Genomic DNA, 19,850 nt, shown 5'->3' with positions numbered 1-19,850 from the left:
TCTGCTTAAAATGAACTTACTCTTGCCGATACTGGGCCTTTCCTGACTCGTAAAGGTTATTGCCATGCTTATCAATGACCACCATCACCGGGAAATCCTTGACCTCCAGCCTGCGGATGGCTTCCGGTCCCAGTTCCGGATAAGCGATAACCTCTGCTGAAATAATCCGCTTCGCCAACAGCGCTCCGGAACCTCCGATGGCTCCGAAATAAACCGCGCCATGCTTCTTCATGGCACTGATCACTTCTTCAGAGCGCAATCCTTTGCCAATCATGCCGGTCAGCCCCCGTTCAATCAGCATAGGGGAATAAGCATCCATCCGGCCACTGGTGGTGGGGCCCGCTGAGCCGATAACCTGACCCGGTTTAGGCGGGGTGGGACCCACAAAGTAGATCACCTGATTGTGTACATCAAAGGGAAGCTCCTCCCCCCGGGATAAAGCCTCCACCATCTTTTTATGGGCGGCGTCACGGCCGGTATAGATCACGCCGCTAAGCAGCAGACTATCCCCCGCTTTGAGATGAGCCACTTTGTCCTGGGTCAGGGGAAGTTCCAGACGAAATGTTTCACTCATTTTCATTCCTCCCCTTCTTGTCTGCCCTTTAAGACAACTTCTTGATGGCGGGCTGCATGACATTGGATATTTACCGCAACGGGCAGGGAGGCAATATGGGTGGGATAAACTTCCAAATGAACGCCGAGAGCAGTATTCGTACCCCCAAACCCTTGAGGGCCGATTCCCAGCTTGTTCACCCTTTTCAGTATCTCTTGCTCGATATCCGCCAGACGTTTTTCTGCATTGGGTTCCCCCACTTGGCGCAGGAGGGACTTTTTCGCCAGATAAGTGGCTTTCTCCATGCTTCCGCCTACACCTACGCCTACGATAATGGGAGGGCAGGGATTTCCCCCGGCCTTCTCCACCGTATCCACCACAAATTGTATAGCTCCCTCCAAGCCTTCCGATGGCTTACACATTTTCAGAGCACCCATGTTCTCACTGCCTGCTCCTTTGGGGGCAACGGTAATCTTCAATTGATCTCCGGGCACGATGTCATAATGGATAATCGCCGGTGTGTTGTCCCCGGTATTCACCCGGTCAAAGGGATCCTTCACCATCGATTTACGCAGGTATCCCTTTTCATACCCGCGCCGAACGCCCTCATTCAAAGCATCCTTTAAAGCTCCGCCGGTGATCATAACCTCCTGCCCCAACTCCACAAAGATCACCGTCATGCCCGTATCCTGGCACATGGGAACCCGCTCCTCATGAGCAATGGTGGCGTTTTCGATTAACCTCTCAAATACTTCACAGCCCAAGGGAGATTCTTCAGTTTGCAAAGCCTCCCTGAACTTCAGCATCATATCGTCACCGAGATCATAATTGGCTCCGATACAAAGCTCTTCCACTGCCTCAACAATCTGATCCACATGGATAACCTTTGGCACTTCTTTAGCAGCCTCCTTTCACAACTCCCCTTACTTCTCTTACCCCTCTAATCCTCTTCTTCCCCGAGCTCCTCAAACCCATAGATCGCACATCCAATCGCTCCATTGAACTGGGGCTCCCGAGGGACGACGACTTCCTTAGCAGTCCCCTCCCGCAAAAGCTCCCGGACGGCTTTATTATGAGCCACTCCTCCGGTAAACACGATGATATCACTGGTATAGGAACGAAGAAGTGGGAGGATACGTTTAACGATGGTCTCATTAACTCCCGCCGCCAGGCGGGGCATAGGCTCTCCCTCCACAATCTTGCCGATCAATTCACTTTCACCGAAGACTGCACAGGTAGAATTCAATTCCACCGGATCGGCGGCATGCTCGCCAAGCTCCTCAAGGGTCATGCCCAGGACATTGGCCATGTTCTCAAGATATCTCCCTGAGGATGCCGCACATTTATCATTCGTCTGAAAATCCACCATCCGGCCCTTCTTTACAGCGATGATCTTACTATCCTGGCCGCCCAGATCCACCAAAGTAAAATCCTTCAGCCCTGTCTGGAAGATTGCCCCTCTGACATGAGCCTTCAATTCCGGTATGGTTTCTCCGCCGGCCACCTCCAAGGTGTTGCGTCCGTAACCTGTTGAAACCAAACAATCCACCTCAGGAAGGCCCAAGGCCTTAAAATCAACGGCCAGCTTCCCCTGAACCTTGCGGCCATATTCCCGATAAAAGCCAATGGTATCCAGCCGTTCCAGGCGCTTAAGCTGCGGCGGCAGCCCTTCTGATGAACTTTCCATCACCGCAATCTTGACACTCCGGCTTCCCAGATCTATTCCACATACTATTGTCATTCACTTACTCCTAAATTATATAACAGTTTTTACCATCAGAGAAGAATCAATCGCGGAGCATCTGCAAAAAGGATTCCAGCCTCATTTTGCTCCGAGCATCCAAACCTGTAGGATTCTCACCTTCAAGATTGAGAATCGGATAATCCAAGCGTCTGCGGACAATCAAGTCTTCAATCTGGCGATAGCAGAAGCTCTGAGTATAATGGATCAGCCCATCCAGTTGCCGCCGTTCCGCTTCCTGCGCCACATCCTCAATCCGTCCAAAGACATTATACGGATAAGTATAAAGCTGATATTGCTCCACGATATCTTCGGTGGCAAAGGGCATGCTGAATTGCCTTTGCACTTCATTAAAGACCACCCGTGCCCCATGCTCCTCCAGGAAATTATAAAGATCCGGCATAATCGGCGGCACTCCCATGAACCCAAGCCGGAGTTCTCTTTTTTTACGGCCTTTGAATTGAAGGTTAAGCGGCTCCCGTTCTCTGGCCTCGGCAATGAAGCCTTCCAGATCCCGGGCAAATCCCTCCGGATCTCCATTGAAATCTGAGCAGGAAACCAGGTGGAGATGATTTTCAAAACCCCTGACCTGATTCTCTTGCCAAGTCAGGCGATCGATCTCCCAGGCCAGCTGACGTACCTGATCCAAACGGACCTTTTGCTCCCGCACCTGATCCCAGGTGGTCCCCAGAGCCGTGATCAGCTTCTCCAATTGGAGTCTGAGCATATCTCCATCCCGATCATAGGGAAAGGCAAAAGGAATAATCTCGATTCCCTCTTCCGACCAAGTCTCCATCAAGGCATGGGTGTTGCTGCAATCCCCCTGGGTTACCGCCACGATCTTCTTGATTTCCGGGCTTTTAAGAGCCGTCGCATACAAGCCCTTAATCCAGCCGCACACATTCCGTGGGTACCCGGCCAGCTCCGCCTCCTCAATCCTCAGCATCGCTTCCCTGGTATCCGAGATAAAAATATTATTCAAATCCACCGGTGTATCCCCGGCTGCATAAATTACTTCGACCGGTACTGTCGTAGTCAACCCAATTTTGCTCATTCGCTTCCAAGCCTCTCCACATAACTTCTGTCATCATGCCCTATGTTATTATCTTATAACTATCCGGAAGAAATACCAAGGATTTTGCATTACCTTAGGATTTATAACCTTATGATTTACAGCCTGATGCTTTCAACCCGGCTTTATAGCGCAAAAGCTCCAAAGTCCGATTCATCTCATTATGCACAATCATATACCCTTCATCCACACCCATTCCGGGCTTGGCCAGCATTTGGTCAGGGCGGGTCGCCAACGCTACATGGACGGCAGTCCGGCCACCGGCATCGGTCTCATTGCAGGAACCGCCCACATAAGCACCCACTCCAAACTTCCTGGCATAGAGCACCGCTTCGATAGTATTCTGAATCCCACCCAGATCCGGAGTTTTAATCTGAACCATATCCGCCGCTTGGGCATCTACGAATTCTACAATTTCTTCATAGGTGTTGCACCATTCATCGGCAACCACCTCGACCTTAACTTCCGCCTCCTTAAGGGCTTCACGCAGCCTCTTAAGCTGCTTCAGCTGTCCTTCCTTATTTCCTGCATCCATAGGGCCTTCAATGCGCAAAGGAAAGGGTTCCGCCGCTTTTTCCAGATCCCCGAAATACTCCACCATGCGCTCCACATCATCCGCAAAAGCCATCCCGATGGTTCCATAAACATCAATATGCAGGATAGGCCAGTAAGCTTCATCACCCAGACGAATCACCCGCTCCCTCAGCAAATTCACGTACTCCAGCAGCAGCTCGCCATGCTTGCCCAGCTTAGTCTCCACATTATTGATGAGAGCATGGGGCAGCACTCCGGCCCGTTTGATTATGGCCTTGTCTGCATTGGCATACCGCTCATCCCCGGTCTGTGTGAATATGGGCACCGGCTCCAGCACCAAAGGCAGCTGATACTCCCCGAGGATCACTTCCGTCATGGTCAGCTTTTTGGCTTTAGCCACCCCATCCAGAATGGCCTGGCTCACCCCATAGCGAATGGCTGTATGATAGGGTTCCCCAGTGGGCCGCCGGGAATGCTCGATACTGTCTGCCAGCTTCCGGAAAGAATCCAGTTCCTTCCCCACCAGCTTAGGGCGGAGCTCTTCCATAATCATCGGGATAAAATCATGGGCCAAAAAAAGAGGATCACGCCCCCCAGCCCCTGAATACTGAACCGCTGCACAATCTCCAAAAGCTACCTGCCCATCCTCCAGGATGAGCATCACCGAAATCGACTCCCCACGTTGACGAACAGCACGAAATCCAGGGGTCACAGGAGCCCCCGTATAGGCAAACCCATCGTGACCCGCCCCGGCTTTGATCGCCTGCTGATCATCAAAGTAAAACCCTGTTAAGCCCGGCGAAGCGATCATATCAACAATCTTCACAGATAAGACCTCCTCTGTCTGATTAGCTGCGCGGCCTCCCCACCAGCATCCCTTTGCCAATGGCATAGATATCATCAATAACCATCTGGAAGGAGGGCTCCCTGCCTTCATCCCTTCCCCGCCGGGCAATCCGCTCCCGGTGAAATTCCTTGATCTCCTCAGAGAAAGGCAGATTCCCAAACTCCAGCACCCGCACAGCTCCCTGGGAATCCCGCGCCGGCAGAATCCTCCCCCCATTATAGCGGCTGGGGGCAAAAGGCACATCGATAACCCCCGCCTGGAAGGCACGGACCGCTCCCACAGCCATATCCCCTTCTCCTAAATCAAGGGTTCTATCCAGGAGCGCCCGGGTCTCTTCCCCGATCATCTTTTCCTCTAAGGCCAACTCCTCAGTCATCGGCAAGCTCTGGTCCTTCAGCATGTTCAGGATCTGCTTCGTCGTACGGATTCCCGCCGCATTAGCTTCCTTGGTGGGGATGCCCAAGGCTTCATGAGGAGATTTGACAATAACCTTCGTGGCTTTCCCTAAAGCTGCAGCTGCCGCTCCCCAGGAGATGACACCGTAAGCCTTGGCCTCGTCCTGAGGGAAACCTCCCATCCATTGATGAAAGACCGTAGTAATATCAAAATCAGTATAGCCCAGCTTGTTAAGATATTCAGCAGCCAATAAGGGCAAAGTCCGGATTGCCGCCACATCCTGCAGGAGATTACCGCACTGACCGTAGCCCAGGGTCAGACTCCGTACTCCCTGAGCAACTGCTAAGATACCTTCGATCACTGCCACCCCATGGGATACTGAAGGAGGCACAAGAGTACCGGTCAAAGGACCAAAAGGCTCCCGATTAATACTGACACCCTTTTCCTCATACATGCCAACCAGGCGGTCCACATACTGCCAATATTTTATAGACTTCTCGATGGAAACATCTTTAGCATAAGGAATATTGTAGGAGATACCTCCCCCTTCGTAAGCGGTGAACCCTCCCGCCAAAGTAATCTCCGCCAAAAGCCGGGCATCCGGAGTGCCATGCCGAACCTGAACCGGCACCTTGAGGTGTTCAATCAACCGGCGGCAGGCTGACACCCCATGATTAACTGCCGGGAAACCATTGAGCATGGAACGCCCCACCAGGCGGCTCTCATCAATTCCGGTCTGAGCCTCCCCATAGCGGTTCTGCCGGGTGTAAGAATCGATGGTGGTCGGGAGGAAATCCGCCTCCCCTTCCTCTTCTAAAAAGCGCAAGAGCTCCAAATGCTCATTGAGAAGAGCGACTCCGGCCCGGGGCTGGGCAAAGGTGATTCCCCTGGCTTTACCCTCTGCCAGCTTATAGCTAAAGTTCTTGCTTCTGGGCAGGTTTTTATGATAAGCCACCGCTTCCTCGAAATCCACGTCCCTCCCAGTGGCCCATTGGTTCAATACCTCTTGACGCTGGCGGGCGAACTCTTCCGGCTCCATCATCCGATTCGTTAGATCCACTGATCTGACCTCCTCTGTCTTTAGAGCTTTACACAATACTTCTTCAGCAAACGCAGGGCAACAAGGGGATTAACCTCCCGCAACAGTCCCATGGAGGCCAAAATATAATCTTGATCCAAATAGAAATCCGGGTTTTGAGGCTTAAGAAAAGTAGGTTCTGCGGCATTGAAAAGGGCGCCGCGCAAAACTGCCAAGGGTTCCCCATGATGCAGAAGGACTCCGCCGGTTCCCACTACCACCGGTAATTGAGTTAAATCCTTGCCTTGCTGGACATAGCTGACACCAAAAGGAGCATAGACTACCTGGAGGGTTCCTACATGGCGCTTCATAGACAGCTCTACAGCCATCCTGCCCATAGCCGTATCAAAAGAGGCTTCCCGTTCATTCTGGGGAACCCGCCAAGGATCAGCCTGAACAAAGCCCAACTGTTCCTGTATCTCCTCGTCCCGCCAGCCCAAAACCTGATGCAAGCGTTTGCCTGAGGCAGCGACCAGAGCTTCCGCGCTATAGCGCATCCCCAGATCCCCTTCCACCGTGCGCTTAGCATAGGGCTCCGGCAGCCCCTTCAGCATCACTCCCGGCTTGCTGGGCTCCCCGGCGGCAATGGAATGAATATCCGTCGTGGCCCCTCCCACGTCAATGATCAAAAGCTCACCCAAGCCTTTTTCATCACCATAGCCCTGAGACAATAGTTCCGCGGCAGAAAGAACAGCCGCCGGAGTGGGCATCATCACCCGTTCAATAAAGGTCTCCGCCTTGTCCAGTCCCTTGGCCCGGACAATCTGATTCAGAAAAATTCCCCGGATAGCATCCCGTGCCGACTCTACTTCCAGCACATTAAGCTCCGGCATGACATTTCCCGCCACCACTACCGGATCGTGCTTACAACGCACTATCTCCGCCGCCTGGGAAGAAACAACCTTATTTCCCGCTACCACCACAGGCAGCGAGAAAGGCAGCTCCAGGAGCTTTTCCGCGTTCTTTAAGAGAATCTCTTTATTGCCCCCATCCGTGCCTCCTGCTAAGAGAAGGATATCCGGCTGAGCTTGGGCTATTCTTTCAATATCTTCAGAAGTCAATTCATAGCTAAAAACTTCCAGCACCCGGGCGCCTGCTCCCAGGGCAGCCCGGCGGGCGGCTTCAGCAGTCAATTCCTTGACCAGTCCGCTGGCCATCATCCTCAATCCCCCAGCGGCACTGCTGCAGGCCAGCTTCCGGGCAAAATTCCAGCCCCCCGGAGGTTGGGGAATCTGAGCTAAGGCATGGTTGAGCCCCTCCATAATATTGCTTGCAATGGTTGTCCCCGCGGCCGCCGTCCCGATAATCTCTTCCCGCTCCAGGTCCACGATGGTTACTTTGGTGTAGGTGCTGCCAAAATCGATGAGAAGGATTTCCTGCACCATTCATCCCTCCTATAGCTCCAAGTCCTTGCGCAGATCTTCAATAGCTGCCTCAGGCATGGTTCCGGGAGGATAAACCCGATTGAATCCCATCGCTAAAAAGCGCTTTTCAACCTCACTGAATTCCTGCTTCCCTACGACGAGATTCCCTCCCACATAGAGCAGAATATCTCCGATACCTGACTCCTGGCACTTTTCCCGGAGTCCCCGGCAATCCAATTCGCCATGTCCATAAAGGGAAGACACCATAATCACCGAGGCAGCCGTCTCTATAGCCGCCCGGATAAACTCCTCCTGAGAGGCCAGGACCCCTATATTGATCACCTTAAACCCTGCTTGAGTAAACGCATAATCCAGGATCCGGTTCCCTACCGCATGGACATCCGCTCCAATAACCCCCAGCACCAAGGTTTTCCCTTCCACTTACCATCCCTCCTCCGGATAGCTCATCGGTCTATCGATTCCAGTTCACCTGGTTTACATCGTGAATCTGATCGGGAAGCAAAGTATTCCCTACCCGCTCAAACAACACCGGGTCCCCGCTTACAAAAAAGCGGTGATGGCCGGGGGCCTTATGGGTCTCTTGCCCACTTTCCCGGTTATACTCCAACTGTTTGAGAACTTCCTTCAACTCCTCCGTCATGGCCTGAGCCGGATCCACTAAAATTATTTCTTCCCCGAGGATTTCCTGGATGACGGGTGCCAGGAAAGGGTAATGGGTACACCCGAGAATCAACGCATCAACCTGAGCCTCCTGAATAGGAGCCAGATAAGTACGGGCGATTCCTCTGGCCTCCGGTGAATGGGAAAGCCCCGCTTCCACCAAGGGGACGAAAAGAGGGCAAGCCTGGGCCTTCACCAATTCAATGGCATGCCCGCCCCGCCGCTTGCTTAATATCCGCCTCACCGCGGAGGAATAGGCTTTGCTGCGCACCGTGGCTTCTGTGGCAATCAGCCCGATGTTCCCTGTTGCCGTTGCCTGAATCGCCGCCTTCGCCCCTGGTTCAATCGTTCCAATCAAAGGTAAATTGAATTGTTCCCTCAACACCGGCACCGCATTGGCTGAACTGGTATTGCAGGCCACCACTATAGCCTCGGCTCCCTGCTCAATTAAAAACGAGATAATTTCTTCTCCGAAATGAATCAGTTCTTCCCTACTCCGATTCCCATAAGGCACACGAGCCGTATCTCCGAAGTAAATGATCTGAACATCCGGAAGCTGGGTCACTATCTCTTTCATGACCGTCAAACCGCCCACTCCCGAATCAAACATCCCAATTACATGCTGAGCCAATTTAATTCCTCCCCTTGGTCCCGCTTCAGTTACCAGCTGAACTTCCATTTATATGCTACTCTCTTTTCATCCAAAAAACCACAGAACAAAGAAAACTTTAGTCAAACAAAAAACGAGGAATAGCTCCTCGCTTTCACTTCATTTATGCAATTAACCTGACGAATTCTTCGACTAAGTCGGGATGGAATTGCTTGCCGCCCTCATGCTGCAAAATCCTTCTGGCCTGTTCCTCCGACATGGCACTGCGATAAGGGCGATCCGATGTCATAGCATCATAAGCATCGGCGATGGAAACAATTTGAGCCAGAAAAGGGATCTGTCTGCCGCCTATGCCTGCCGGATATCCGCAGCCATCAAACCGTTCATGATGATTGAGGATAATTTCAGCCACACGCAGCCAGTCAAGATTCTTCCCGGCATTATCTAAGATCATCTCAGCACCCCAAAGAGGATGGCATTGAATCACCTTAAATTCCTCCTGGGTTAAGGAAGCCGGCTTCCCGAGAATTTCATCGGGAACTTTAATCTTACCTAAATCATGAAGGGGGGCGGCAATACTTAATACTGCTAATTCATCGGCTGCCAGAGCGATGTTTTTACCGAGGAATATCGCATACTCAGCAGATTTACTGCAATGGCTGCAGGTTAAAGGATCCTTCTTCTCAATCCATTCAATATACTTGATGATGTCCCAGCTTGTCATGCTGATTTCCTCCGTATGTCCCATGATGCTTTTAAGTGAATGGGTTGGTTTCATCCAAAGCTACATGAGTCGGAGTATTCGACACCTCGTCATAAAAAACCTTTATGAGGGACTTAAAATTAACTTTTTCTTTATATTTCGAACGGCTTCCAGCTCTACGGGATAGGTCTTATCCGTTCTCTCCACCCGGTCAATCAAGTGTTTAAGGCTTTCGAGGATGAGCCGGTGCTCATCAGCTGTATAGCCCGCTAAGACTTCTTCCAGGAAACGATAGCGCTCGTTCATAATCACTTCAACCATCTTTTTCCCTTTAGTAAGCAAATGCATCCTGACAATGCGGCGATCCTTAGAATCACGAATCCTTTCTACCAAGCCATCCCGTTCCAAACGATCGGCCAAATCCGTGGCGGTACTGCAGGCAGTAAACAAATGCTTCCCCAAATCTCCCATTGTCAATGGCCCAAACTCATAAAGAGCCAGCAACGTATTAAATTGAGGATTTGAAATGCCCATCTCCGCCAGAAGGGCTTGCCCCCTGCGATAGATGACGGTATTCGAACGGCGTATGGCCTCCTCAAGTTCTCTACTTAACTCCTCATTAACTTCCATTCCTCTACCCCCTCTAAGTAGAAAATTTTTATAATTTTCAATCTTTTTATTTTTTCTATTCTAGCATAAATTGGAGAAAAAAAACATGCCTTAAGATCTTTTTTATGAAATTTTGCACTTTTACCGCTTATAAAAAATCATGACCTACATAGAATCATCCAGGCCAATAAAAGCCTGGATGATTAAAATAATTTCACTTAACCCTATTCAAAATGAAGAATTTATATTATAATACTTTTCAAACTTAATGATGAGCTTCTTCTTTTTACTCCTATAATGAAACTCAGTTTCATGCATCGAAACACTCGCAAGGCACTAGCTGGCCGATAGCTGAGAAGAGAAAATATTGAGCCCGCTGGGAGAGTCCATTGTATTTGTATTGGTATTTGTATTGGTATTTGTATTTGTATTGGAGGGGAGTGCAGGAGAGACTACGCTGTTGCTGCCTCCCGAGAGATTTCCTCCACCTTTGACCAACCCTTCCCGATAGGATAATCGGGTCACATCAAGGCTGCCCAATTGGGTCAAAGGTTTGCCTTCTACTCTAAAGGTGACCTCCCGAACGGTGGGAAATTGAGTGAGAGTATTCACTAAGCCATACACTGCAACTTCCTGGTTGACATTGCCATGCATTTGCGTGAATTCCCGACTCAGATCAACGATAGCCACTTCATCTTTTATAGCAATATCCAGCAGGGTTGTGGCGGGATCCACTGCCGCCTGGGCCTCGCCCTGAACTGCAGGCCCCATTAGCCATTGAGTTACCGTCTCGCGGGCCAGACTTAAGGTTTTCGGGATATTCCGTTCCTCTTTGATAAGCTGCTTGCCCGTTGAATCAGGAAAATAAAGACTGATCATTTTACCATCCCCAAGATTGCTGGTGGCCGGGACATTCACTTCTTCATTGGCACTGCCAATCCAATCTGCAAAAGAAGAGGGCTCACTGTCTTCTTTCACCAGAGTTTGCAGTGTTCCACACCCGACAAGAAAGGTCGCTATTAAAAGCACTCCTAAGTAAAATAAGTATTTTTTCATGCTTTTTCCTCCTATCCAACTTCATGGATCTCTGTCGCCCTGGATATCGGCTTTTCTATTTAATGCTATGCTTTGTCCGGAGAAATAGTACAGGTCCTCCAGGAAATCCCCATTTTAATTTTTTCACATTGAAAAAGAAGGAATCTTAGAATATTATCAGAATAGTATGAAAAAAGAACTAGTTTTTTCATACCACCGCAGAAAGGAGTGGGACTCTTGAAGTTACGTGCATTACTTGTCGACGATGAATCCCCCGCCCGCAAAGAGCTTCGCTATTTACTCCAAGACTATACGGATCTTCAGGTTATCGGAGAAGCGGCCAACGCCATCGAGGCCTTAGAACTGATCAATAACCTGGAATATTCGGTAGTTTTTCTGGATATTGATATGCCTGGACTTAAAGGAATCGACCTTGCTCGACAACTCAAAGAGAAAGAGAGTTCCCCAGCCATCATCTTTATCACAGCCCATGAAGAATTTGCCGTAGATGCCTTCTGTGTAAACGCCCTGGACTATCTATTAAAGCCCATTAACCCCAAACGCCTTGATCAAGCCATTAAAAAACTTTTCATTCAACATGGTGCCGGCACCCCGCCTGCCTCACCCTCTTTATCCGAACCTGACGAACCCACAACCGCCACCGACACCCCCCTCCCCAAACAACCTCCAGAGAATAGCACCATCCGCCCTCTGGAAGTCATCCCGGTAGAGCAACGGGGCAAAACCATTCTTCTCCGCCCTGAGGAAATTGTTTATATCTATACAGATAAAGACAATGTCTTTGCCAAAACTCAAAAAGAGTCTTACCTCACCCGTTTTACCCTGAGAGAATTGGAAGCCCGCCTGAATCCGAATCTCTTTTTCCGCACCCACCGCTGTTACCTGGTCAATATTAAACGCATGCGCGAGCTCATCCCCTATTTCAACGGCACCTACTCCATCGTGGTGGATGACCATGAGCGCAGCGAAGTCCCCGTCAGCCGTACCCAATCCCGCAAACTCAAAGAAATCCTCGGTCTCTAGTGAAAAAATGGGGACAGGTACCGTTTTTCAATTATGAAAAGCGGTACCTGTCCCCATTTTTCACCCCTGTCCCCTTTTTTCACTTTTTGAACAGTTGAACAAGTTTCTCCACGATCCAAAATCTTACCTTAGGCTTCTCATAGGGTATCCCAGGTTTCCCGTCCACAGGCTGGGCTGTGGAATGACCAATATCCACAAAGCATAGAGGCGGAAAAAGCACACACCACCAATTGGAACCCTTTCCTTCACCGATGACAACTCGTACTGCCTCATACTCCCCTGCCGGGAGAATCAAAGAACCATAAGACTTCGTCGGAAAGATAAATTCGCCATATTCGGTTTTAACCGAATAATCTTTGCTCCAAGCCGCAATAACTTTCCGGCTGATTTCTTCCATAAGCGGACGCAATTCTGTCAAGATCCGGCGGGACTGCTCCAAAGACTGGGATTGGGCCAGCTGTGGAGATATCTCTTCAAGAATGGCATCCCGTACAGCCCGCTTAAGAGCCTGATCTTCCTCGGCATCCGAATTGGCTATCACATGAAAACGAATCAGGTCTTCTCCATTCTCCGCCATCTGCGCAACCTCCAGCAGATCCTTCGCTTGCTCCACAGAGCGTGCATAGGCAAACGAAGAATGAAAAACCTCCACCTGAAAAAGCACCGTCAGGAAAATAATAAGTATTATCTCTATCCTTTTAAAATAATCAGCCTGTTTAAACTCTTTCACGCCCAGAACCCTCTCTCTCCTTGCAACAAATCCTTCTAATTTCATTATGTCCAAGGTGAGTATGGGTTTAGACATAGTTTAATCCTTTTTTTCATAAAGTAGACTTAGGTTCTTACTTTTTGAGGAGGAATAGCTCATGCAGGATTGGCTCCCTATCCTCTGGGTCAGTACCATTGCCGGGCTTGCCACAACCCTGGGCAGCCTGGTGGTGTTAATGTTCGGCCGCCCTAAAGAGCAGGTATTGGCGATGTTGCTTGCCGGAGCCGGGGGTGTGATGCTTGCTGTCGTTTCCCTGGACCTGCTCCCTACAGCCTGGCAGATCGGCCCCCTAAGCCAGGTCATCCTTGGCTTTATCATCGGTTTAGCCTTTATGAAACTGGCTGATCAAAAGCTTAATGCCTCTCCCCCTTCCCTGCCCCTCCCGCGGCGCCAACGGCTGAAACGCATCGGACTCTTAGTGGCTGCGGGAATCGCGCTTCACGACCTCCCTGAGGGCATGGCCATCGCCCTTGGGCAAGAGGCCACAGAGGATTTGGGGGTTCTTATTGCTATGGCCATTACCTTACATAATCTGCCGGAGGGCATGGCTACCACAGCTCCCCTAAAAATGGCGGGCATAAAAAGCTGGAAAATACTTCTTTTGAATTTTGGGATTGCCTTTTTCACCCCTTTTGGAGCCCTGATCGGTTTATTGGCTATTGACAGTGTGCAAAATTCCCTCTCCTTTTTTCTTGCCCTGGCCGGGGGGGCTATGGCCTTCCTGGTTTTTGCGGAGCTCTGGCCCCTTTCCCGTGAACGCCATCCCCGCTACGCCCTCTTAGGAGGAGTCCTGGGATATCTCTTCTTTGCCGGAATAAGCTTTCTCCACTAGTGAATCAAGGGGACAGGTACCGTTTTTCATATTGAAAAACGGTACCTGTCCCCTTGATTCACCTAATCGAGTACTCGTGAGGCATATTCCCCCATAAGCTTATAGCCTTCTTTGGACGGGTAATTGGCCTCCTTGGATAATAACCCCTCCAAGTATACATTGTCGGCATCCATGAGCACGGTCGCAAAATCTAAAACGAGAATATTCTTTTCTTTAGCATAGCTTGATTCCCATTCTCTGAATTCCTTAATGGTGTTTTGAACTCCTGTATAAGGTAAGGGCAAGGCGAGAATCGGAATAATGTGATTGCTCTCAGCCTTTTCCACCATAGCCTTTATATGCTGTTGGAAGGTCTCAAGGGGTACCTCTTTAATGGCATCGCCGTTCCCCACAAAAATAATCACCCGGCCCGGCTTTTCAGCGAGCACATCCGCATCAAAACGGGAGTAAAGGTCCTGGGCAGTCTGACTTTTCAGCCCTTTGTTCACCACTTCAATCTGGGAGGTCTGCCCCAAAACCGCCGGCCAGGAATTTTCCGTATTGCCAGGATAACCAAAGGTAAAGGAATCTCCTATGGCCACGACTTTCGTATTCTCCAAAGCGGGTGCCGGTTCTTCCTGCCCGGGAGGAGCGGCAGCTTGCCCCTGGTCTTTATTGTCCCATAATCCTAAAAAGCCGGCAATCACTACCAGCACACTTAAAAACACCGAAAGTTGAATTAAACGAATTTCAATCCGATACGTCCGCATACTGTGTGGTCATCCCCTTTTGCAATGTTTCAATAAGCCAGTATTCTACGTATCTCTTCCCAATCCCTCCCTCGCCGAGAATTTCTCTCATATAATTACTACCCATGAGGGCAAAATGAGAGTATAGGGATTGCCAATTTTTCAGCCAGCATATTAAGCTCCTGCAACAGCCCCTCGGCAACCGGTATTCCGTCTTGTTTGCGCTGCTCGGCGTTGGCCTGCCGCCTTTCACCCGGAATCCGAATCTCCGTAATCCCTTCAGCCTTCGGTATTGCCTTAACTTCCCGGATCATATCACCCATCCTTTGGCTGAATTCTTCAACCGGTATCAGTTTGGCAATATTTATGGCCAAAAAACTATGACCGATATTCACCGGTTCTCTGCCTTCATCATAAATCCAGCCCACATGAGATCCGTAAGCAGAACCGCTGATGATGCCCGCCATCACCTCGGCTGCCAAAGCCAAGGTATAGCCTTTCGCTCCGCCGATGGGCAAAACCGCGCCCTCCAGTGCAGCCTTGGCATTTATCGTAGCTTTCCCGTCTTTGTCGATCGCCCAGCCCTCCGGAATCTCCTCACCATTTTTAGCCGCTAAAATAATATTGCCGCGAGCCACCGTAGATGAAGACATATCGACGACAACCGGATACTCGGCATGAGGAAATCCATATGAGATTGGATTGGTGCCAAAATAGGGAGCCCTCCCTCCCCAAGGCGGAATACCGCTCGGTGAGTTGGTATAGGCTTGCCCGATCATTTGTTGCGCGGCAGCTAATTTGCAATAGGTAGAAGCCGCTCCAAAATGATTGCTGTTCTTCACCGTTACAAAACCTATACCATAGATTTTTGCCAGGTCGATAGCACTATTCATAGCGCGATAAGCAACTAATTGGCCGAGTCCGTTATCACCGTCCACACGGGCCACGGCAGCATCGATGGTTTCCTGGATCTTGGGCTTTGGGTTGATGCGCCCCTTTAACAGACACTTCAGATAAACCGGTAAGCGGCTAATCCCATGGGTATCGATACCCTCCAGACTCGTATCCACCAATATGGATGAAACAATTTCGGCATCAGTTGCCGGCACACCACTTGCTTCTAAAAGCCTTTGGCAAAAATCATTTACTGCCTGATCAGAGAACATCTGACTCATTCCCGCAACCTCCTCCTGATCTATCATCCTGTCCTTAACCTGCCTGAACTGATTGGTTATTCATCCCAGGTATTCTCCCTCACATGAGCGTTCGAATGAAGATCATCTTCCACAGTTTCAATATGTTTGATCATTTTCTGAAACGCCAACTCCGGATCACGCTGTTTAATTGCCTCATAAATCGCTTCATGCTCTAAAACGGACAAATACTGACGTCCGGGAATCTTAAAGCTGCTGTCTCTGATTTCTCCGGTTAAATCCAGGATGTTAATCATCAGACGCTTGAGGACTTTATTGCCCGATGCTTCAGCAATCTTAAGATGGAATTCTGCATCAAGTAAAGCAAGCTTACCATCACTGGCAGAGCCCAGCTCTTTACCCCTCTTGACGATCTTTCCAAGCTCTTCGATGTCCTTATCATCGGCATTTTGAGCACACCATAATGCCGCATACCCTTCTAATATTTCTCGAACTTGAAATATTTCATCAAAAGTACCCTGGGTTATCTGGAGCAGTGCCGCTAACCGTGATACATCCTCGACTTGTTCATCCACCTCATTGACATAAGCCCCCAGACCATGGCGAATCGTAACCATGCCCAGCCCTGCCAAAGTCTTCAAGGCATCACGGACCACTGTTCTGCTTACCGAAAACACATTGCACATTTCCCGTTCAGCAGGCAGTTTATCCCCTGGCTTAAGTTCACCGTTACTGATACTCTGGACAACTTGTTTCACAATTTCCTCAGATAGATTACCATGAGTTTTAACTGGTTCAAACACTATCTATACCACCCTTACACTACTCTCTGGTAATATATAATACCACTTCCCACAATAAAAGGCCAATAAACGATTTACTTTTAGGTTTATTGACCCTTCTATTCATATCATAATTAGTTTAATTCGTTTTATTACTTTAATTACTACTAGAATAATATGCCTTCAGGTGTTGGAACTTTAAGAATTGCTGTAAATAAAAGATACAATAATACTGTCAGGAATAAACCAAACCCGCCTGATATACTGAAGGCTCTGATGTTTAGACCCTTTTGGCTTAAGTACCACGAGCAAAGAACAAGGAAAAAAAGCGTTGATACATAAAACCCAATGTAGTAAATAGCTGCTACATACAGAATAGAAGCGATAACGATAACAATGCCCTTAATCCTATCAAAATCTACTTCTTCAACCTTTGAAGAGGTTCTAGCAGTTAGCGCCCCCCGAGTAATTAAAAATACCCCCATCACGGCAACAAAGATTTCCAGTATTTTGGGGTAAAGGTCAGCTTTCGGACTTAAATCCATGCCTTGAATATAAAACACCAGTGCTACAACAAGGCATGCTAAGCCGGCTAGAATATCTGTCCTACTCTTAGTCATTTTGATTCGCCCCCTTTTTAGCCAGCCGTTTACCAATCAAATAGGGTGAAAATACTGAGGCCAGGGTTAATATAATCAAAATAACCGAGATAGTGCTACCAAAGAAGCCGCCGAGGACAGAGCCATCTGCCGTTCCCAGCGCAATAGCCTTAGTAAAATTATCTTCAACAATCGGGCCAAGAATAATACCCAAAGCCATTGTTCCAACATCAAGGCCAATTCTATCGCTCAAATATCCTATTAGACCAAAAACCAGCATTACGACAACATCAAGCATGCTATTCCTGATTGCGTAAGAACCTATCGCTGCTAAAGCAACAATGGCAACGCCGATATAAGGGGTCGGGATATTAAGAACCTTCGCAATTCCTTTAATAAGGATTGCACCTATGACTACCATGAATAGGTTTCCTATAATAAGAGAGTTGATAAAGGTATAAGCTAATTCACCATTCGTTTCAAATATCTTAAATCCAGGCACTATTCCATGAGCTAACAAGGCGCCCATGATGATCGCCGCTACAGCACTTCCGGGAATTCCCAGTGTCAGCATTGGAATTAAGCTACCGCCAATCACAGCATTATTGGCCGTTTCACTGGCTACCACGCCTTCCATACAACCTTTCCCGTACTGGCTGCGGTTTTTATCCCAGCGTTTCCCTTCATTATAGGAAATAATCGAAGCGATTTCTCCGCCAGCCCCAGGCAGGATACCAATCATAGTCCCGATCAAAGATGACCGGAGAAGGTTAGCCTTACACTTCAAAAATACAGAGCGCAGGACCCGAAATATGACTCCTTTCTCTTGAGTATAAGAAGCGATATTTTCATTACTGCTGCCCACCAGTCTGATCACCTGAGAAAAAGAAAACAAACCGATCATCGCTGGAATGACTTCAATTCCCTGAACAAGAGAATAATTTCCGAAAGTGAATCGTGGGGCTCCTCCAACCGGATCCAAACCTATTGTTGCAACTAACATCCCCAAAGCGGCGGCCACAAGCCCCTTGGCTATGTTGTTCTGGGACATAGCAGCAATGGTGCTCAAGCCAAATATACAGAGCCAAAAGAATTCTGCGGCACCGAACATCAGCGAAAATCGAGCCAACGGTCCGGCGAGAAGCAAGAGGAATATAGCACCGACAATCCCCCCAAAAGCCGATCCAACCAGAGCTGTATTTAATGCCTCCGGAGCTTTACCCTTTTGAGTCATTGGCCAGCCGTCAAAGGTAGTCGCAACGGAAGAAGGAGTTCCCGGAGTATTAATCAAAATGGCTGAGTTTGAACCACCATAGATTGCACCTTGATAAATACCACCTAACATAATAAGACCACTGATCGGATTCATTGCAAATGTGACAGGAACCATCAGCGCTACTCCCATAGTTGCTGTTAAGCCGGGAAGTGCACCGATAATAATACCTCCGGCAATGCCTGCTATCAAAAGAAATAAATTAAAAGGAGAAAAAATATTAATAAGACTTGGCAACAAATATTCCCACACCCCGGCAACCTCCTTTTTAAAAGGGGCGAATAGTCCTCGCCCCTACAACAAATCAGTTATTGGCATTGTTTACTTATAGTGTTTACTTAATTAACCCGAACTTCTTAAGCAGATTCTCGGCTTTATCGTTTTGGCCGTACACATACTTTTCAAAATCTTCACCCGGCATGTATTCCATTGGCTGCCCAGCCTTTTTCATATCCGCTATGTATTGAGGGTTCTCATTTATCTTCTTGAAGACATCGCGTAAAAACTGAAGGGCTTCAGGATCTGTCCCTTTAGGAACAACGAAACCGCGGCGAATATCAGATACAATATCAATTCCCTGCTCTTTCAGTGTCGGGACACCTGGCAGGAATTCGTGCTCTTCCTCGGCTGCGATTCCCAAAACTTTTATCATATCCAAGCTGCGCATTACATCATTCACATTACCGATCATAATATCCAGTTCGCCGCCTAAAAGAGCAGCATTCTGATCAGCAGCACCCTTGTAGACGATTTGAGCAGGTTCTATGCCCGTCTTTTCCTGAAGTTCCAGGAGCATTAGATGATGACCTGTGAAGGTTCCCACAATACCCACCTTCAGTTTCCCTGGATTCGCCTTTGCATAGTCCACTACTTCTTGAACTGAGTTAAATTTACTATCTTTAAGAACTGCAATGACTTGAGGATCGTTCACTACCTGAGCTATGTATTCAAAGTCCTCGATTTTGAACTGAGCCCCCTGGCCCAGAGGCTGAAGAACCATGTGAGGTACATTAACCCCGCCTATCGTATATCCATCCGGTGCCGATCTGGCCATTTCTGCAAAGCCAATAGCTCCGCCTGCACCCGTAGTATATTTGAATACCCAGGGTTGCTCAGGAACGAGTTCATTCCAATACTTTTGCATGATACGTGCTTGAACATCACTGGAACCACCAGCACTAAAAGCTATTATCATATTAACAGGTTTGCTAGGATACTTTGCAGAATCACCAGAGCTCGCTTTGCTACACCCAGTAAGCGCTAATGATACGATTATTAGTGTGACAACAAATGTTAAAAGAACTTTGTTCTTTTTCATAATCTAAAGCCTCCCTATTATCTCCAAATCGCAACTTTACTTATTTATGGTAAATGTTATTCGAAGTTTCGCATCGTTTGGAAATGATCAAGATCGATAAAATCAAGAGGTAGGTACTTCGTTTGATA

21 protein-coding genes are annotated in these 19,850 nt (G+C 48.7%); 2 read left to right on the top strand and 19 right to left on the bottom strand.

Annotated features, from left to right (window positions below; translation table 11 throughout):
- Positions 1-16: 16 nt before the first annotated feature.
- From DESLBE_RS20850 to DESLBE_RS20795, 12 genes are all read right to left on the bottom strand, one after another.
- Positions 17-574, bottom strand: a complete 558-nt coding sequence (locus DESLBE_RS20850) for a Fe-S-containing hydro-lyase (protein WP_015945199.1) — start codon at positions 572-574, stop codon at positions 17-19.
- A 2-nt stretch (positions 575-576) separates the two neighbouring features.
- Positions 577-1,446, bottom strand: coding sequence for a fumarate hydratase (locus DESLBE_RS20845; RefSeq protein ID WP_005816933.1), 870 nt, complete (start codon positions 1,444-1,446; stop codon positions 577-579).
- A 47-nt stretch (positions 1,447-1,493) separates the two neighbouring features.
- Complete coding sequence (locus DESLBE_RS20840; RefSeq protein WP_005816935.1) at positions 1,494-2,294, bottom strand: acyl-CoA dehydratase activase; 801 nt, start codon at positions 2,292-2,294, stop codon at positions 1,494-1,496.
- 46 nt (positions 2,295-2,340) lie between these two features.
- The gene (locus DESLBE_RS20835) at positions 2,341-3,348 is read right to left on the bottom strand and encodes a 2-hydroxyacyl-CoA dehydratase family protein (protein WP_015945200.1); all 1,008 of its coding nucleotides are present in this window, start codon (positions 3,346-3,348) and stop codon (positions 2,341-2,343) included.
- Between the two features lie 109 nt (positions 3,349-3,457).
- The gene (locus DESLBE_RS20830) at positions 3,458-4,726 is read right to left on the bottom strand and encodes a methylaspartate ammonia-lyase (protein WP_015945201.1); all 1,269 of its coding nucleotides are present in this window, start codon (positions 4,724-4,726) and stop codon (positions 3,458-3,460) included.
- Between the two features lie 22 nt (positions 4,727-4,748).
- Complete coding sequence (locus DESLBE_RS20825) at positions 4,749-6,203, bottom strand: methylaspartate mutase subunit E (protein ID WP_015945202.1); 1,455 nt, start codon at positions 6,201-6,203, stop codon at positions 4,749-4,751.
- Between the two features lie 20 nt (positions 6,204-6,223).
- Entirely contained in the window at positions 6,224-7,606 is a 1,383-nt protein-coding gene (glmL, locus tag DESLBE_RS20820; RefSeq protein ID WP_015945203.1) for a methylaspartate mutase accessory protein GlmL, read from the bottom strand.
- A 9-nt stretch (positions 7,607-7,615) separates the two neighbouring features.
- Positions 7,616-8,026 (bottom strand): methylaspartate mutase subunit S, encoded by a 411-nt coding sequence (gene glmS, locus DESLBE_RS20815; RefSeq protein WP_005816944.1) that lies wholly within the window; start codon positions 8,024-8,026, stop codon positions 7,616-7,618.
- 31 nt (positions 8,027-8,057) lie between these two features.
- The gene (gene murI, locus DESLBE_RS20810) at positions 8,058-8,945 is read right to left on the bottom strand and encodes a glutamate racemase (protein ID WP_005816946.1); all 888 of its coding nucleotides are present in this window, start codon (positions 8,943-8,945) and stop codon (positions 8,058-8,060) included.
- Between the two features lie 94 nt (positions 8,946-9,039).
- Positions 9,040-9,654 (bottom strand): HD-GYP domain-containing protein, encoded by a 615-nt coding sequence (locus tag DESLBE_RS20805; RefSeq protein ID WP_005816947.1) that lies wholly within the window; start codon positions 9,652-9,654, stop codon positions 9,040-9,042.
- 48 nt (positions 9,655-9,702) lie between these two features.
- Complete coding sequence (locus DESLBE_RS20800) at positions 9,703-10,209, bottom strand: MarR family transcriptional regulator (protein ID WP_005816949.1); 507 nt, start codon at positions 10,207-10,209, stop codon at positions 9,703-9,705.
- 315 nt (positions 10,210-10,524) lie between these two features.
- On the bottom strand, positions 10,525-11,244 hold the full coding sequence (locus DESLBE_RS20795; RefSeq protein WP_011460945.1) for a GerMN domain-containing protein: 720 nt from the start codon (positions 11,242-11,244) through the stop codon (positions 10,525-10,527).
- 216 nt (positions 11,245-11,460) lie between these two features.
- Between DESLBE_RS20795 and DESLBE_RS20790 the strand changes: the two genes are divergently transcribed.
- The gene (locus tag DESLBE_RS20790; RefSeq protein WP_011460946.1) at positions 11,461-12,267 is read left to right on the top strand and encodes a LytTR family transcriptional regulator DNA-binding domain-containing protein; all 807 of its coding nucleotides are present in this window, start codon (positions 11,461-11,463) and stop codon (positions 12,265-12,267) included.
- A 79-nt stretch (positions 12,268-12,346) separates the two neighbouring features.
- Here DESLBE_RS20790 and spoIIR read toward each other — a convergent pair whose 3' ends face one another.
- Positions 12,347-12,997: a stage II sporulation protein R gene (spoIIR, locus tag DESLBE_RS20785; RefSeq protein WP_011460947.1), complete on the bottom strand. Its 651-nt coding sequence runs from the start codon at positions 12,995-12,997 to the stop codon at positions 12,347-12,349.
- Positions 12,998-13,133: 136 nt separating this feature from the next.
- Between spoIIR and DESLBE_RS20780 the strand changes: the two genes are divergently transcribed.
- Entirely contained in the window at positions 13,134-13,868 is a 735-nt protein-coding gene (locus DESLBE_RS20780; RefSeq protein ID WP_005816957.1) for a ZIP family metal transporter, read from the top strand.
- A gap of 62 nt (positions 13,869-13,930) precedes the next feature.
- Here DESLBE_RS20780 and DESLBE_RS20775 read toward each other — a convergent pair whose 3' ends face one another.
- The 6 genes from DESLBE_RS20775 to DESLBE_RS20750 all read right to left on the bottom strand — a co-directional run bounded on the left by DESLBE_RS20775 (position 13,931) and on the right by DESLBE_RS20750 (position 19,722).
- On the bottom strand, positions 13,931-14,617 hold the full coding sequence (locus DESLBE_RS20775; RefSeq protein ID WP_011460949.1) for an SGNH/GDSL hydrolase family protein: 687 nt from the start codon (positions 14,615-14,617) through the stop codon (positions 13,931-13,933).
- Positions 14,618-14,715: 98 nt separating this feature from the next.
- Entirely contained in the window at positions 14,716-15,771 is a 1,056-nt protein-coding gene (locus tag DESLBE_RS20770) for an Ldh family oxidoreductase (protein WP_144678140.1), read from the bottom strand.
- A 56-nt stretch (positions 15,772-15,827) separates the two neighbouring features.
- The gene (locus tag DESLBE_RS20765; protein ID WP_018212372.1) at positions 15,828-16,553 is read right to left on the bottom strand and encodes a FadR/GntR family transcriptional regulator; all 726 of its coding nucleotides are present in this window, start codon (positions 16,551-16,553) and stop codon (positions 15,828-15,830) included.
- Positions 16,554-16,699: 146 nt separating this feature from the next.
- Positions 16,700-17,152 carry a tripartite tricarboxylate transporter TctB family protein gene (locus DESLBE_RS20760; protein ID WP_005816962.1) on the bottom strand — a complete coding sequence of 151 codons (453 nt, stop codon included), beginning with the start codon at positions 17,150-17,152 and terminating at the stop codon, positions 16,700-16,702.
- Positions 17,145-18,656, bottom strand: a complete 1,512-nt coding sequence (locus DESLBE_RS20755; RefSeq protein ID WP_005816964.1) for a tripartite tricarboxylate transporter permease — start codon at positions 18,654-18,656, stop codon at positions 17,145-17,147. The genes DESLBE_RS20760 and DESLBE_RS20755 overlap by 8 nt, the downstream gene beginning before the upstream one ends.
- Positions 18,657-18,738: 82 nt before the next feature.
- A complete protein-coding gene (locus DESLBE_RS20750) occupies positions 18,739-19,722 on the bottom strand; it encodes a tripartite tricarboxylate transporter substrate binding protein (protein ID WP_005816965.1) in 984 nt (327 codons plus the stop codon).
- Between the last annotated feature and the right edge of the window lie 128 nt (positions 19,723-19,850).

It is taken from the genome of Desulfitobacterium sp. LBE (genome assembly GCF_007830365.1).
In the GTDB taxonomy this organism is placed as follows: domain Bacteria; phylum Bacillota; class Desulfitobacteriia; order Desulfitobacteriales; family Desulfitobacteriaceae; genus Desulfitobacterium; species Desulfitobacterium hafniense.
Note: the sequence above shows the minus strand (reverse complement) of the source record. Positions and strands in the feature narration are given on the sequence as shown.